The organism is Streptomyces sp. NPDC027672, assembly GCF_055566335.1.
On the sequence record NZ_JBVHSO010000002.1, the window covers coordinates 814,836 to 829,591 of the forward strand.

Below are 14,756 nucleotides of genomic sequence, written 5' to 3' on the forward strand. Positions count from 1 at the left end.
GGGGTCTCGGCCGCCCGCCGCCGGCCCGCGCGCCCGGCGCCCCGGTCAGCGGTTGGCCACCGCCTGCTTGATCAGGGTCTTGCCGAAGTCCCACATCAGGCCGCCGCCGCTGTGCGCGTCGTCCATCACCGCCGTGAAGGCGTCCACGAACCGGTCGACGTCGGCCTCGTCGACGACCAGCGGCGGAATGAGCTTGATCACTTCCAGGTGGTCGCCGGAGACCTGGGTGAGGATGCGGTGCTTCTGGAGCAGCGGTACGACGACCATCTGCGCGAACAGTCCCTTGCGGGCCGTCTGGAGCATGGTCCAGCGGGTGCGCAGCTTCAGCGAGGACGGCCGGCCGAACTCGATGCCGATCATGAGACCGCGGCCGCGCACGTCGGCGAGCAGTTCGTATGTGTCGATCAGCGCGGTGAGCCGGGACTTCAGCAGCTCCCCCGTGGCGCGCACCTGGGCGACGATCTGGTCGTTCTCCATGACCGACAGCACGGCGAGGCCGCACGCCATCGCCTGTGCGTTGGCGCCGAAGCTGGCCGAGTGCACCAGCACGCGGTCCATGGACGAGTAGACCTTCTTGAAGATCCACTCCTTGCCGAGGGTGGCGCCGACCGGCACATAGCCGCCGGACAGCGCCTTGGCCACGCACACCAGGTCCGGTTCGACGCCGTCCTCGTGCTGGTAGGCGTAGAAGTCGCCGGTGCGGCCGAGGCCGGTCTGCACCTCGTCGGCGATGAGCAGCGCCTTGTGCCGGTGCAGCAGTTCCTGCGCGGCGCGCAGATAGCCGGGCGGTGCCTCGTGCACGCCCTTGCCCTGGATGGGTTCCACGATCAGGGCGGCCACGTCGCCCTTGCGCAACTCGCGTTCCAGCGCGTCGAGGTCGCCGAGCGGGACGGCGGTGTCGGGCAGCAGCGGCGCGAAGCCGTCGCGGAAGCCGTTCTCGCCGTTGACCGACAGCGAGCCGGTGGTCAGACCGTGGAAGGCGTGGTCGCAGTAGAGGACGCGGGGCCTGCCGGTGGCGTAGCGGGCGAACTTCAGGGCCGTCTCGACCGCTTCGGTGCCGCTGTTGCCGAAGAACACCCGGTCCAGGTGCGGGCTGTGCGCGAGGAGCCGTTCGGCGAGCAGTCCGGGCAGCGGCTGGCAGTCGAAGCGGGTCAGGTCGGCGAGGTCCAGGTCCAGGACGTCGTGCAGCGCCTTGCGGACGACCGGGTGGTGGCGGCCGAGGCCCATCACACCGAACCCGGCGAGCATGTCCAGGTAGTCGTTGCCGTCCGCGTCGAAGAAGTGCGCTCCCTCGGCGCGCTCGTAGACCTTGTCGAAGCCGATGGTGTGCAGCATGCGCGGGAGCTGCGGGTTGAGGTGCTTGGCGTGCAGCTCGTAGCGTTCGGCTCCGCGCTCGGCGAGCAGGGCGCCGAGGTCGAACTCGGTGGTCATTCACTCTCCTTGACTGTGCCGTCGGCGTCCTTGACGGCCAGACTGGCGCTGATCCGCCCGGCGATCTCGACGGGCGTGAGACCGATGTCGGCCAGCACCTCGCCGCGCTTGGCGTGCGGGAGGAACTGCTCCGGGATGCCGAAGCGCCGTACCGGTACGTCCACGTCGGCGTCGCCGAGGGCCAGTGCCACGGCCGAACCGACGCCCGCGGCCCGGCTGTTGTCCTCCACCACGGCCACCAGCCGGTGACCGGAGGCGAGCGGGGGCAGCGCGGGGTCGACGGGCTTGACCCAGCGCGGGTCCACCACCGTGCAGCCGATCCCGCGGGCTTCCAGCAGTTCGGCGGCCTTCAGGCACACCGTGGCCATCACCCCGACGGCCACCAGCAGCACCTCGGGGCGCTCGGCGCGGTGCAGGACGTCCATGCCGCCCGCCCGGCCGACGGCCGGGACGCACGGGCCGGCGGTCTCCTTCGGGAACCGGATCAGGGTCGGCGCGTCGTCCACGGCGACGGCCTCGCGCAACTGGGCGCGCAACTGGTCTGCGTCGCGCGGCGCGGCGATCCGCAGGCCGGGGACGACCTGGAGGACGGACAGGTCCCACATGCCGTTGTGGGAGGCACCGTCGGTGCCGGTGACACCGGCCCGGTCCAGCACGAAGGTCACCCCGCACCGGTGCAGCGCGACGTCCATCAGCACCTGGTCGAAGGCGCGGTTGAGGAAGGTGGCGTAGACGGCGACGACCGGGTGCAGCCCGCCGGTGGCGAGGCCGGCCGCGGAGACGGCGGCGTGCTGCTCGGCGATGCCCACGTCCCACACCCGGTCCGGGAAGCGTGCGGCGAACGCGCCGAGGCCGACCGGGTGCAGCATGGCCGCGGTGATCGCGACGACGTCCTCGCGCTCCTCGCCGATCCGCACGATCTCCTCGCCGAACACCGAGGTCCAGGACGGGCCGCCGGGCGGGGCGAGCGGGGCACAGGTGAGCGGGTCCATCACGCCGACGCTGTGGAAGTGGTCCTCCTCGTGCGCGAGGGCGGGTTCGTAGCCGCGGCCCTTCTCGGTGAGGCAGTGGACCAGGACGGGCCCGTGGAAGCGTTTCGCGCGGCGCAGCGCCGATTCGACGGCCTTGATGTCGTGGCCGTCGATCGGGCCGAGGTACTTCAGGCCCAGGTCCTCGAACATGCCCTGCGGTGCGAAGGCGTCCTTGAAGCCCTTCTTCGCGCCGTGCAGGGACTCGTAGAGCGTGCCGCCGACGACCGGGGTCCGCTGGAGGACCTCCTTGCCCCAGGCGAGGACCTTCTCGTAGCCGTCGGTGGTGCGCAGGGTGGCCAGGTGGTTGGCGAGGCCGCCGATGGTGGGGGCGTAGGAGCGCTCGTTGTCGTTGACGACGATGATGAGCGGCCGGTCCCTGGCCGCCGCGATGTTGTTCAGCGCCTCCCAGGCCATCCCGCCGGTCAGCGCGCCGTCGCCGATGACGGCGACCACATGGCTCTGCTCCCCCCGCACCTCGCGGGCCTTGGCGAGGCCGTCGGCCCAGCCGAGCACCGTGGAGGCGTGGCTGTTCTCGATGACGTCGTGCTCGGACTCCTCGCGCGAGGGATAGCCGGACAGTCCGCCCTTGCCGCGCAGCTTGGAGAAGTCCTGGCGGCCGGTCAGCAGTTTGTGCACGTAGCTCTGGTGTCCGGTGTCCCACAGGATGCGGTCCGCCGGTGACTCGAAGACCCGGTGGAGCGCGATGGTGAGTTCCACCACGCCCAGGTTGGGCCCCAGGTGACCGCCGGTCCGCGACACCGCGTGCACCAGGAACTCGCGTATTTCTCCGGACAGTTCTCCGAGTTCCGTCTCGGCCAGCGCCTTCAGGTCGCGTGGTCCCCGGATGCTCTCCAGAATGGTCACTCTCGGGCCCCCTCTCGGTCCGTGCCTTGTCTCAACCCTCGTGGTCCGCCGGGTCCGTCCGCCCGGCCGGCTTCACGGCCTCCTCGATGAGAGTCTCCACGATCTCGGACGGGCGCAGCCCGAGCGACTCCAGGATGCGGATGCCGACCTTGACCTCCTCGGCCGGCGGCGCGGACAGGGAGACGCGGATGGTGTCGCCGATGCCCTGGCTGAGCAGCGCGCCGAAGGCGACCGCCGACTTGATGGTGCCCTGGAACGCCGGGCCGGCCTCGGTCACGCCGAGGTGCAGCGGGTAGTCGCACTGCCCGGCGAGCTGCCGGTACGCCTCGATCATGACGACCGGGTCGTTGTGCTTGACGGAGATCTTGATGTCCTGGAAGTCGTGCTCCTCGAAGAGCGACGCCTCCCAGAGCGCGGACTCCACCAGGGCCTCGGGCGTGGCCTTGCCGTACTTCTGCAGCAGCCGCCGGTCCAGGGAGCCGGCGTTGACGCCGATGCGGACCGGCGTGCCGTGGTCCTTGGCGGCGCGCGCGATCTGCTTCACCTGGTCGTCGAACTGCTTGATGTTGCCCGGGTTCACCCGCACCGCCGCGCAGCCGGCCTCGATGGCGGCGAACACGTACTTCGGCTGGAAGTGGATGTCCGCGATCACCGGGATCCGCGACTTGGCGGCGATGACCGCCAGGGCGTCCGCGTCGTCCTGCGTGGGGCAGGCGACGCGGACGATCTGGCAGCCGGAGGCGGTGAGTTCCGCGATCTGCCGCAAGGTGGCGCCGATGTCGGACGTACGGGTCGTCGTCATCGACTGCACCGACACCGGGGCCCCGCCGCCGACCGCCACCGGCCCCACCCGGATCCCCCGCGACACCCGTCGCGGCGCCACCGGGCGGGCCGGCACCCCGGGGACGCCCAGGGGGACGGCGGTCACCGTGTCACTCCCGGTTCCCGGAGACGGTCTCGCGCATCGCCCGCAGGGACTCCTTCAGGGAGCCCATGGTGGCGAGGACGGCGGTGGGCTCGTAACCGCAGTGCGCCATGCAGTTGGCGCACCGCGGGTCCTTGCCGCGGCCGTACTTGTCCCAGTCGGTCTCCTCGATCAGTTCGCGGTACGTCGGCACGTACCCGTCGCTCATCAGGTAGCAGGGGCGCTGCCAGCCGAAGAGCGAGTAGTTGGGGATCGCCCACGCGGTGCACGGGAAGTCGACCTTGCCCTCCAGGAAGTCCAGGAAGAGCGGGGAGTGGTTGAGCCGCCACTTCTGGCGGTTGCCGCCCGAGAAGGCCTTCTTGAACAGCTCGCGGGTCTGCTCCACCCCGAGGAAGTGCTCCTGGTCCGGGGCCTTCTCGTAGGCGTAGGCGGGCGAGATCATCATCTCGTCGACCTTGAGGTCGTCGTTGAGGAAGTTGAGCACCTCGATGATGGTCTGCGGGGTGTCGGTGTTGAAGAAGGTGGAGTTGGTGGTCACCCGGAAGCCGCGCCGCTTGGCCTCCTTGATGGCCTCCACCGCCTCGTCGAACACGCCTTCCTTCGCGACGGACTCGTCGTGCCGCTCGCGCAGCCCGTCGATGTGCACGGCGAAGGCGAAGTAGGGCGAGGGGGTGAACTTGTCCATCTTCTTGCGCATCAGCATGGCGTTGGTGCAGAGGAAGACGTACTTCCGTTTCGCCACCAGCTGACGCACGATCTCGTCGATCTGCGGGTGCATCAGCGGCTCGCCGCCGGCGATGGACACCATCGGCGCACCGGACTCCAGCACCGCGCCCACGGCCTGGGCCACCGGCATGCGCTGCTTGAGCACGCCGGCCGGGTGCTGGATCTTGCCGCAGCCCTCACATTTCAGATTGCAGGCGAAAAGCGGTTCCAGCTCGACAATGAGCGGGAACTTGTCCCGCTTGCGGAGCTTCTGTTCGGCCAGGTATGTAGCGACTTTGATGGACTGGCGCAACGGCATGGCCATCTGGCTCACCTCCGGGGGAGCGGCAAAGAACGGTGCCATTCGAAAAATGCGGGAAGGATGGAACGAAGGACGCGGAAGGCTGATATCCCTCCGCGCACCGTGCCGATCCGGACGAGTTCGTGTTCGGGAGCGTCCACGACCACCCGGACGGCGGCGACCGGCCGTTCGCCTGTGCGGACGGCGGCCAGCAGCGTGGCCGCCGACTCCATGTCGACGGCGATCGCGCCGGTGGCGAGCAGGCCGGACCGCTCGGGGCCCCGGACGACATGGTCGGAGCCGGTGAGCGGGCCGGTGTGGACGGTCCGTCCGGGCAGCAGGCGCCCGAGCTCCTTGACCAGGAGTTCGGTGCCCACGCAGGGGACGGTGCCGCCCGGGTCCCGGGTCTCCTCGGCGACGACCAGGTCGCCGGGGTGCATGCCGGGGGCGAGACCGGCACAGAAACCGGTGGCCAGCACGGCCGTGCCGGCCCGTGCCGTACCGGCCAGCAGCCGGGTGACGGAGCGTTCCGCCGCGCGGGGCCCCATGCCCGTGCGGAGGAAGGTGACCGGCCCGCCGGTGCCCGCCCGGCCGCTGCGCGCCACCGGCCCGCCCCTCGGCCGCGCGCCGCGGTCGCCGGTGCGCAGGGCGAGGTGCTCGATGCCGAGCGCGCAGGCGATCAGCAGCGGGGCCGGAGCGGGCTGGTGGCTCACATCAGTCCCTCTCGGCCTGCGGGGAGGCCTTGCGGGGCCGGGCGAGCAGCTTCCGCTCGAAGGGGTCGCCGTGCAGGTACCGGCCGAGCGCGGTGAGCGGGAACACCTGCCGGTACAGGTGGTAGTTGATGGAGAAGTCCCACGGGAAACCGGTGCCGGTGAAGTACGGCTCGTCCCAGGTGCCGTCCTCCCGCTGGGTCTCGGCCAGCCACCGGATGCCGCGCTCGACGGCCGCGGAGCCCTTCTCGCCGGCCGCGAGCAGCGCCATCAGCGCCCACGCGGTCTGCGAGGCGGTGGAGGCGCCGCGGCCGCCCCACTCCTTGGCGTCCCGGTAGGAGCGCAGGTCCTCGCCCCAGCCGCCGTCGTCGTTCTGGACGCTCTCCAGCCAGCTCACGGCCCGCCGGATCGCCGGGTGGGAGCCGGGCAGCCCGGCCGCGGTGAGCGCGGGGACGACCGAGCCGGTGCCGTAGATGTAGTTGACGCCCCAGCGGCCGAACCACCCGCCGTCCGGCTCCTGTTCGGCGAGCAGCCAGTCGATGCCGCGCCGGGTGCGCGGGTCGTCGGCCAGGCCCTCGGCGGCGAGCATCTCCACGACGTGCGCGGTGACGTCCGCGGACGGCGGGTCGATGACCTCGCCGAAGTCGCAGAACGGCAGCCGGTTCGGGAACGGGCTGGTGTTGTCGGCGTCGAAGGCGCCCCAGGCGCCGTTCTTCGACTGCATGCCGAGGTTCCAGCGGACGGCCCGCCCGATCGCCCGGTCCACGCGCTCGGGGTCGTGGTGGCGGACCCGGCGCAGCGCGAGGGCGACCTCGGCGGTGTCGTCCATGTCCGGGTAGTTGTCGTTGTGGAACTCGAACGCCCAGCCGCCCGGCGGGAGTTCGGGCCGGCGTACGGCCCAGTCGCCGGGCCGGACGATCTCCTCGCCGAGCATCCAGTCGGCCGCCTTGACCAGTTGCGGGTGGTCCACCGGCAGACCGGCGTCCACCAGGGCGATGGTGGCCAGGCAGGTGTCCCACACCGGGGACTGGCACGCCTCGATCATCCGGGCGCCGTCCTCGCGCCAGACGGCGAACCGGTCCAGCGAAGCCAACCCCTCGCGCAGCACGGGGTGTTCGAGGTCGTAGCCGAGCAGGTGCAGGGCGATCACCGAGTACACGGCCGGGGGCTGGATGCCGCCCCAGCAGCCGTCGTTCTCCTGCCGCTCGATGATCCAGCGGGCCGCCGAGTTCAGCGCGGCCTTGCGCAGCCTGCGCACGGCGACCTTGCGGTAGCCGCGCACCACCTTGTCGAGCCGCTGGAAGACCCCGTCCCAGCTCGCCACCGGGGCGAGCGGCTGGGGCGGGTTGGGGTCGGCCGGGTCGGTGTGCAGCTCGTCCAGCGCGAACGGCGCCGGGCGCACCGGGCGTTTGGCGGACACGATGGTGAGCGGCACGATGGTCTGCCGGGCCCAGCACCCGAAGCTGTAGATGTTGAGCGGGAACCAGGTGGGGAAGTAGATCAGCTCCGGCGGGAGTTCGGGCAGGTCCTCCCACTTCCACCAGCCGAACAGGGCGAGCCAGATCCGGGTGAAGACCCGGGCGGCGGCGATGCCGCCGCGCTCGCGGATCCAGGCCGAGGCCCGCGCCATGTGCGGGTCGTCGGGCGCGTCGCCGGCCAGGCGCAGGGCGACGTACGCCTCGATGGTGGTGGACAGTTCGCCCGGGCCGCCGTAGAAGGTGGCCCAGGTGCCGTCCTCGCGCTGCTCGCCGCGGATGAACTGCGCGGCGGCCTGCGTGGTGCGCTCGTCCAGAATGCCCAGGAACTGGCGGAGCAGCAGGTCCTCGGCGTCCATGGTGACGTTGGTCTCCAGGTCGCCTTTCCACCATCCCTCGGCGTCCTGCCTGGCGAGCAGGAAATCGGTGGCGCGCCGGGCGGCGCGCGCGGCGGCTTCTTCTGCCCCGGTCGTCTCCGGGGTGGTGAGGGTGGCGTCGCTGGCCGCGGCAGCCCGGGACGGCAAGATGGCCCCGGTGCTTCCGTCGGTCGTCGCTGTCATGGCTTCCCCTTCGTGCAGTCGTGCGAGTCGTGCTGCTGTGGGTCCGCCGTCGGCCGGTGTCCTGAACCCTTGCGACACCGGCCGGCGACTACGCGAGGCTTATCCGGCCAATGGTGATCATCTCTTTCGTACGACGACGAAGTCGGCGAGCGCCGTGAACGCGTCCCGCACCCGGTCGGGCATGTCGACGGCGTCGAGGGCTTCGATGGCGATGGTGTGCTGACGGCGCGCTTCCCCGGCCGTCCACTCGCGGCCGCCGGCCTCCTCGATGAGGGCGGCGCGGGCCGCGAACTCCTCCTCGGAGAAGTTCGCGAAGTCACTGCTCTTGGCGTCGGCGGCGAGGATCTCGCCGAGCCGCTCGGAGGCGGGGCCGCCGGCCGCGAGGGCGGCGACGACCGGCAGGGACTTCTTGCGCTGGCGCAGGTCGCTCCAGGTCTGCTTGCCGGTGGCGTCCGGGTCGCCCCAGATGCCGAGCAGGTCGTCCACGGCCTGGAAGGCGAGGCCGAGGTGGTAGCCGTAGCGCTCCAGCGCGTCGGCGGTGGCGTCGGCGGCGCCGCCGAGGACCGCGCCGATGGAGGAGGCGCAGGCGAGCAGGGCGCCGGTCTTGTTGCCCTCCATCTCCAGGCACTCCTCGACGCTGACGCGGTCGCGGTGCTCGTAGGAGATGTCCTGGGCCTGGCCGTCGATCAGGGCGCGGGTGGCCGTGGTCAGCCGGCGGGTGGCACGGCCGGCCTCGGCCGTGCCCAGTTCCAGCAGGACCTCGCCGGCCAGGGCGAACAGGGCGTCGCCGACCAGGATGGCCTGGGCGGGGCCGTGCACCTTCCAGACGGTGTCGCGGTGCCGGCGCTGTTCGTCGCCGTCCATCAGGTCGTCGTGCAGCAGCGAGAAGTTGTGCACGAGTTCGACGGCGACCGCGCCCGGGACGCCCGTCTCGGGCGCGGCGCCGGTGACCTCGGCGGACAGGACGGCGAGCGCCGGGCGGACCGCCTTGCCGCCGTCCCCGTCGGCGGGGTTGCCGGCGGCGTCGATCCAGCCGAAGTGGTAGGCGGCGACGGTGTCCATGGGCGGTGCCAGCCGGTCGACGGCCGCGCGCAGCACCGGTGTGGCCAGGGTCCTGCCGCGCTCCAGCAGCGCGGTCACGTCCACCGCGGGCCTCCGAACGGGCGTCGCGGCCGGGGGCACAGTGGGCACAGTCTCTCCTCTTGTTGCGGTTCCGGGGGTGCGGGGGCCTGCCGCCCGCCGATCGGGCATCAGGCCGCCTCCTCGAACTCGAAGAGGTGGCGGGGGCGGGGCCGGCCCAGGGCGCCGAGCGCGGCGTCGGCCGCGCTCACTCCGCTGCGGACCGCACTCTCCATGGTCGCGGGCCACCCGGTGGCGGTCCACGCTCCGGCCAGGTACAGGCCGGGGGCCTTGGTCCGGGCGCCGGGCCTGAGACGCCCGACGCCGGGGGCGGGGGCGAAGGTGGCCGTGCGCTCCCGGGTCACGAAGAAGTCCGTCACCTCGGCCGTGCGCGTCCCCGGGATCAGGCGCTCCAGCTCCGGCAGATAGCGCTCGCGCAGGTCGGCCACCGGTGTGTCGATGTCGTCCCACGCGGCCGACTGGGACAGCGCGAGGTACTGGCCCGTGCGCAGCCCGGAGGCCTCGGTGCGGTCGAAGACCCACTGCACCGGGGTGCCGAGGGCGGCGAAGAAGGGCCGCGCGAGCACCTTGCGGTCGTAGACGACGTGGACGTTGAGGATCGGCGCGGTGCCGATCTCCAGCAGCCGTCCGGGGGTGTCGAGGGCGCCGGGCGGCAGCAGGCCGTGCGCCTCGCGCTGGGGTACGGCGAGGACGACGGCGTCCGCCGAGAGCGTCTCGCCGGGAACTTCGACGCTCCACGCTCCGTTCTCGTTGCGGGAGACGGAGGTGACGCGTGTACGGACCTCGGTGCGCACGCCCGCGGAGTCGAGCGCCTTGCGGGCCAGCCGGTCGTGCAGTTCGCCCAGCGGGACGCGGGCCCAGCCGATGTCGGCCGCGCCCGGGGCGGAGAGCAGACCGGTCTTGAACACCATCGCGGCGAGCCCCAGCGAGGCGTCGCCCGCGACCGCGTTGAGGGTGGCGACCCCGACCAGGTCCCACAGGGCCTCGACGGCGCGCGCCGACTGGCCGTGCGCCGCCAGCCAGCCGCCGAAGTCCTGGGCGTCCAGGCGCGGATCGGCGAGGTCGAGCCCCTTCAGCGCGAGCGCGGCACGCCCGACGGCGGCGCGCTCGGCGAGCGAGAGGTGCGGATAGGCGGCCAGGCCGCGCCCCAGGTGGAGGGGGACGGGCAGCGGGTCGCGGCGCAGCCTGCCGAGCCGTCGTCCCTCGGGCTTGGCGGCGTCCACGACGGGCACGTCCAGGCGGTCCTGCAGCGGTGCCAGCGCCGCGCCCTCGATCCGGTCGAGGAACCAGCGGTAGGCGGTGCAGCAGCGCAGGTAGACGTGCTGGCCGTTGTCGACGGTCAGTTCGCCCCGCTGGAAGGAGAAGGCGAGGCCGCCCAGCCGGGGCCTGCCTTCGAGCAGGGTGACGTGCACGCCGGCGTCGGCGAGGGCGAGCGCGGCGGTGGTCCCGGCGAGGCCGCCGCCGACCACGACGGCGCTGCGGCCCGCCGCCGGCGGGGTGCCGGGGTGCGCGGGTGCGGAGTGTGGTGAGCCGTCGCTCATCGTGCGTCCTTCCATGCGTGCCGGGCGTGCTGGTTGAACGGTGCACGCCCGGCTGTCGCAGTCAGGGACGCCACGCCGCAGTGGAGGGTTGCCTGCCGCATGCCGTCTGGTGCGGTGCGGTCCATCAAGCGCGCCTCCTGACGGAGCGCCGGGAGACGTGACGGGTGTCGAGGCCGGACAGGCCGCGCACGGCGACGTAGGCCTTCTCGTGTCCGGGCAGCGAGACGCGGCCGCGCAGCACGGCCTGCGGGTCGCGCTCGATGCGGTCCAGCAGCCGGCGGTAGATGCCGGCCATCGCGGCCACACAGGCGCCGCTGCGCCGGTCGAGCAGCGGCAGCAGCCGGTAGCCCTCGGCGAACAGGGCCCGGGCGCGCCGTACTTCGAAGTGGACGAGGCCGGCGAAGTCGGAGCCCTCGGGCGGGGTGGGGGCCTGGAACCCGGCGCCGCAGCCGAACTTGGCGAGGTCGTCGGCGGGCAGGTAGGTGCGGCCGCCCACCGCGTCCTCGCGGACGTCGCGCAGGATATTGGTGAGCTGGAGGGCGAGGCCGAGGGTGTCGGCGTACTCGGCGGCGCGCTCGGTGCCGCGCGCGCCCGGTTCGGTGCCGAACACGCCGAGCGAGAGGCGTCCGATGGCACCGGCGACACACCGGCAGTAGACCTTGAGGTCGTCCCAGGTCTCGTAGGTCTCGCCGCGTACGTCCATCTGGACGCCGTCGATCAGCTCGTCCAGGCCGCCGAGCGGGATCGGGAAGGCCCGGGCGGCGTGGCTGAGGGCGACGGCCACCGGGTCGGTGTCGTCCTCCTCGACCCCGCCCTCGCGGATCCGGGCGAGCAGGGCCCGGGTGTCCTCCAGCCGGGTCAGCTTGACCTCGTCGGCGAGGTGGCCGTCTCCGATGTCGTCCACGCGCCGGGAGAACGCGTACAGCGCCGACATGGCGCGGCGCTTGGCCGCCGGCAGCAGCCGGATGCCGTACGCGAAGTTACGGGCCTGCTGCCCGGTGACGGCCTCGCAGTAGCTGTAGGCGGCGAGTACCGGTGCGGACACGTGCGGCGCGGACTCCACGGTCCGGATCACCCCTCTCCTCGCAGGATCACGCCCGCCTCGCGCAGCAACTGGACCTTGCCGGGTCGGGGCGGGCCGGGAAGTACGTCGTATTCGGCGGCGGCGATCGCTGCGACCGCCGCCCTTCCCCCCGCCACGAACCCCGCGAGCAGCAGCTTGAGCCTGCCGTGGACGCTACCCACCAGGGGGGCGCCTTCATTCAGCAGGTCGCGGGCGCGTTGTGCTTCGTATGCAACCAGGGCGCGCACCGATGCGCCCGCGCTTTTCACGCCAAGATCGGCTTCCTGGACGTGGAAGCGGCGCATGTCCTCGGCGGGGAGGTAGATCCGGTCGCGGCCGAGGTCCTCGGCGACGTCCTGGAGGTGCTCGACGATCTGCAGGGCGGTGCAGACCGCGTCGGACAGCCGGATCCGTTCGGGAGTGGCGGTGCCGGTGACGGCCAGGACGAGGCGGCCGACGGGGTTGGCGGACAGCTCGCAGTAGGCGAGGAGGTCGTCGTAGGTCTCGTACCGGGTGACGAGCTGGTCCTGGCGGTTGGCGGCGATCAGTCCGAGGAACGGCTCGGGGGTGAGGGCCCGGCGGCGGACCGTGGGCTGCAGGCGGCGCAGCAGCGGGTGGCGCGGGGTGCCGTCGAAGACGCGGCGCAGGTCGGCCTCGAAGGCGTCGAGGAGGAGCAGCCGGTCCGCGGCCTCGGCGGGGGCCACGCCGAGCAGGCGGGCGTCGGCTCCGCCGGGGGCGAGGTCGCCGTCGCCGATGTCGTCCACGAGGCGGGCGAAGCCGTAGACCGCCATGAGGTCCTCGCGCCAGGCGCGCGGCAGGAAGAAGGGGGCCACGGGGAAGTTCTCGCGCGCGGCCTTGTCCAGCGTGGCGCGTTCCAGGGCGGGCGCCGTGGTGGCGGCCGTCATCGGGCGCTGCCCGGGGCGAGGACGGCACACGCTCCGCCGAGCCGGGGAGTTTCCGTAGCCATTGCCGTCACATCTCCCGTTCTACACTGCCGACCCAAAACACACTATTTCGGACACGCCGCCCCGCAATGCACGGGGCCCGTGAAGGAAGGCGCGCATTATCGCCCCACTTGCCGGTTTCCGGCGCCGGTACAGCTTACGTTGTACAACGTCGCGCCGACCGCCGGGGTCTCCCGCACATCACAACAACACACCGATTGGCTCCAAGATTCCTAACGCGGTGCGGAGTTGACGTTTCCTTTGCAGATGCCAGGGCCCCGCCGGAAGAATTCCGGCGGGGCCCTGGCCGAAACGGGTTACTTGCCCGTGAACTTCTCGTACTCCTTCAGGACCTCGTCGGTGGGTCCGTCCATCCGCAGTTCACCGCGCTCCAGCCAGAGCACGCGGTTGCAGGTGTCGCGGATCGACTTGTTGTTGTGACTGACCAGAAAGACCGTTCCGGCCTCTTTGCGCAGTTCCCGGATGCGCTCCTCGGAGCGCTTCTGGAACTTGCGGTCACCGGTGGCCAGCGCCTCGTCGATCATCAGGACGTCGTGGTCCTTGGCGGCGGCGATGGAGAAACGCAGCCGGGCCGCCATACCGGAGGAGTAGGTGCGCATCGGCAGCGTGATGAAGTCGCCCTTCTCGTTGATACCCGAGAAGTCCACGATGTCCTGGTAGCGCTCCTTGATCTCCTCCCGGGACATGCCCATGGCGAGACCACCGAGAATGATGTTCCGCTCACCCGTCAGGTCGTTCATCAGGGCCGCGTTGACGCCCAGCAGGGACGGCTGGCCGTCGGTGTAGACCTTGCCCTTCTCCGCGGGCAGCAGGCCGGCGATCGCGCGCAGCAGGGTGGACTTGCCGGAGCCGTTGGAGCCGATCAGGCCGACGGCCTCGCCGCGGTAGGCGACGAAGGACACGCCGCGCACGGCGTGCACCTTGCGCACGCCCCGCTCCTCGCCGCCGCCGCGCCGGAGGATCCGGCTCAGGGCCGCCGTCGCGCTGCCCTTGCCGGTCTTGGCGCCGTTGACCCGGTAGACGATGTGCAGGTCGTCCGCGATGACCGTCGGACGCGGGTCCTGGGTGTGCTGTTCAGCCACGGCCGTACCGCTCCTCCGCCTTCCAGAAGTACACGAAGCCGCCGGCGAAGACCGCCACGGCCCAGAACAGGGCGATGGCCCACACGTGCGGCGGCAGGTTCTCGGCGCCGTAGCCGTCGATCAGCGCGAAGCGCATCAGGTCCATGTAGACCGCGGCCGGGTTGACCTGGAGCAGCCGGACGATCCACTCCGAGCGGCCCTGCAGCATCTGGTGGATGGAGAACATGACACCGGAGGTGTACATCCAGGTCCGCAGCAGGAACGGCATGAGCTGCGCGAGGTCCGGCGTCTTGGCGCCCATCCGGGCCACGATCAGCGCCAGCCCGGTGTTGAACAGGAACTGCAGCACCAGCACCGGCACGATCAGCAGCCAGGACGGGCCCGGGTAGCTGCCGAAACCGATCGCCACGACGAACAGCACCAGCATCGAGAACAGCAGCTGCTGGAGCTGCTGGAGCGAGAAGGAGACCGGCAGCGAGGCGCGCGGGAAGTGCAGGGCGCGCACCAGGCCGAGGTTGCCGGAGATGGCCCGGACGCCCGACATCACCGAACTCTGCGTGAAGGTGAACACGAACACGCCCGTGACCAGGAACGGGATGTACACGTCCCGCGACATGCCCCGGCTGGCGTGCAGGATCAGCCCGAAGATGAAGAAGTACACGGCCGCGTTCAGCAGCGGCGTGGCCACCTGCCAGAGCTGGCCCAGCTTGGCCTGGCTGTACTGGGCGGTCAGCTTGGCCTGGGAGAAGGCCAGGATGAAGTGGCGCCGGCCCCACAGCTGCCGGATGTACTCCACGAGCGAGGGCCGGGCGCCGCTCACGGAGAGCCCGTACTTGGCGGCCAGCTCGGCCGCCGTCAGTCCCGCGTCGGGCGACGGGGCCGCGGTCACCGTGACCGTGCCGTCGTGCGTGGTCTCACTCACAGGGGGGAAACTTTCGTCTTCGGGTTCGCGTGCGGGTTCGT

At 71.7% G+C, this 14,756-nt stretch carries 12 protein-coding genes and 1 pseudogene; all 13 read right to left on the reverse strand.

What is annotated here, in order from left to right:
- Positions 1-45: 45 nt before the first annotated feature.
- The 13 genes and pseudogenes from ACZ4SV_RS07950 to ACZ4SV_RS08010 all read right to left on the reverse strand — a co-directional run bounded on the left by ACZ4SV_RS07950 (position 46) and on the right by ACZ4SV_RS08010 (position 14,715).
- A complete protein-coding gene (locus ACZ4SV_RS07950; protein ID WP_397935542.1) occupies positions 46-1,431 on the reverse strand; it encodes an aspartate aminotransferase family protein in 1,386 nt (461 codons plus the stop codon).
- Positions 1,428-3,326, reverse strand: coding sequence for a 1-deoxy-D-xylulose-5-phosphate synthase (gene dxs / locus ACZ4SV_RS07955; protein ID WP_468002358.1), 1,899 nt, complete (start codon positions 3,324-3,326; stop codon positions 1,428-1,430). The genes ACZ4SV_RS07950 and dxs overlap by 4 nt, the downstream gene beginning before the upstream one ends.
- A 112-nt stretch (positions 3,327-3,438) precedes the next feature.
- Positions 3,439-4,254, reverse strand: a pseudogene (gene ispG, locus ACZ4SV_RS07960) (flavodoxin-dependent (E)-4-hydroxy-3-methylbut-2-enyl-diphosphate synthase); the annotation flags it as partial.
- A 4-nt stretch (positions 4,255-4,258) separates the two neighbouring features.
- Positions 4,259-5,281: an adenosyl-hopene transferase HpnH gene (hpnH, locus tag ACZ4SV_RS07965; protein WP_365882277.1), complete on the reverse strand. Its 1,023-nt coding sequence runs from the start codon at positions 5,279-5,281 to the stop codon at positions 4,259-4,261.
- Positions 5,282-5,286: 5 nt separating this feature from the next.
- Positions 5,287-5,970 (reverse strand): phosphorylase family protein, encoded by a 684-nt coding sequence (locus ACZ4SV_RS07970; protein WP_468002360.1) that lies wholly within the window; start codon positions 5,968-5,970, stop codon positions 5,287-5,289.
- Position 5,971: 1 nt separating this feature from the next.
- Positions 5,972-8,002: a squalene--hopene cyclase gene (gene shc, locus ACZ4SV_RS07975; RefSeq protein ID WP_468002362.1), complete on the reverse strand. Its 2,031-nt coding sequence runs from the start codon at positions 8,000-8,002 to the stop codon at positions 5,972-5,974.
- A 117-nt stretch (positions 8,003-8,119) separates the two neighbouring features.
- Positions 8,120-9,253, reverse strand: coding sequence for a polyprenyl synthetase family protein (locus tag ACZ4SV_RS07980; RefSeq protein WP_468002364.1), 1,134 nt, complete (start codon positions 9,251-9,253; stop codon positions 8,120-8,122).
- On the reverse strand, positions 9,253-10,683 hold the full coding sequence (hpnE, locus tag ACZ4SV_RS07985) for a hydroxysqualene dehydroxylase HpnE (protein ID WP_468002366.1): 1,431 nt from the start codon (positions 10,681-10,683) through the stop codon (positions 9,253-9,255). The genes ACZ4SV_RS07980 and hpnE overlap by 1 nt, the downstream gene beginning before the upstream one ends.
- The gene (locus ACZ4SV_RS07990) at positions 10,680-10,808 is read right to left on the reverse strand and encodes a DUF6380 family protein (protein ID WP_365941973.1); all 129 of its coding nucleotides are present in this window, start codon (positions 10,806-10,808) and stop codon (positions 10,680-10,682) included. Before ACZ4SV_RS07990 ends, hpnE begins: the two co-directional genes overlap by 4 nt.
- Positions 10,808-11,758, reverse strand: coding sequence for a presqualene diphosphate synthase HpnD (gene hpnD / locus ACZ4SV_RS07995; protein WP_468002369.1), 951 nt, complete (start codon positions 11,756-11,758; stop codon positions 10,808-10,810). Before hpnD ends, ACZ4SV_RS07990 begins: the two co-directional genes overlap by 1 nt.
- Entirely contained in the window at positions 11,755-12,651 is an 897-nt protein-coding gene (gene hpnC, locus ACZ4SV_RS08000) for a squalene synthase HpnC (RefSeq protein WP_365941974.1), read from the reverse strand. Before hpnC ends, hpnD begins: the two co-directional genes overlap by 4 nt.
- 356 nt (positions 12,652-13,007) lie before the next feature.
- A complete protein-coding gene (locus ACZ4SV_RS08005) occupies positions 13,008-13,793 on the reverse strand; it encodes an ABC transporter ATP-binding protein (RefSeq protein ID WP_365882841.1) in 786 nt (261 codons plus the stop codon).
- A complete protein-coding gene (locus ACZ4SV_RS08010; RefSeq protein ID WP_365882839.1) occupies positions 13,786-14,715 on the reverse strand; it encodes an ABC transporter permease in 930 nt (309 codons plus the stop codon). Before ACZ4SV_RS08010 ends, ACZ4SV_RS08005 begins: the two co-directional genes overlap by 8 nt.
- Between the last annotated feature and the right edge of the window lie 41 nt (positions 14,716-14,756).

What these genes read in the sequence shown, in the direction of transcription:
- ACZ4SV_RS07950 (WP_397935542.1), bottom strand. Translation starts at nt 1,431, where the DNA reads ATGACCACCGAGTTCGACCTCGGCGCCCTGCTCGCCGAGCGCGGAGCC.
- hpnH (WP_365882277.1), bottom strand. Translation starts at nt 5,281, where the DNA reads ATGGCCATGCCGTTGCGCCAGTCCATCAAAGTCGCTACATACCTGGCC.
- shc (WP_468002362.1), bottom strand. Translation starts at nt 8,002, where the DNA reads ATGACAGCGACGACCGACGGAAGCACCGGGGCCATCTTGCCGTCCCGG.
- ACZ4SV_RS07980 (WP_468002364.1), bottom strand. Translation starts at nt 9,253, where the DNA reads ATGCCCGATCGGCGGGCGGCAGGCCCCCGCACCCCCGGAACCGCAACA.
- hpnE (WP_468002366.1), bottom strand. Translation starts at nt 10,683, where the DNA reads ATGAGCGACGGCTCACCACACTCCGCACCCGCGCACCCCGGCACCCCG.
- ACZ4SV_RS07990 (WP_365941973.1), bottom strand. Translation starts at nt 10,808, where the DNA reads ATGGACCGCACCGCACCAGACGGCATGCGGCAGGCAACCCTCCACTGC.
- hpnC (WP_365941974.1), bottom strand. Translation starts at nt 12,651, where the DNA reads ATGACGGCCGCCACCACGGCGCCCGCCCTGGAACGCGCCACGCTGGAC.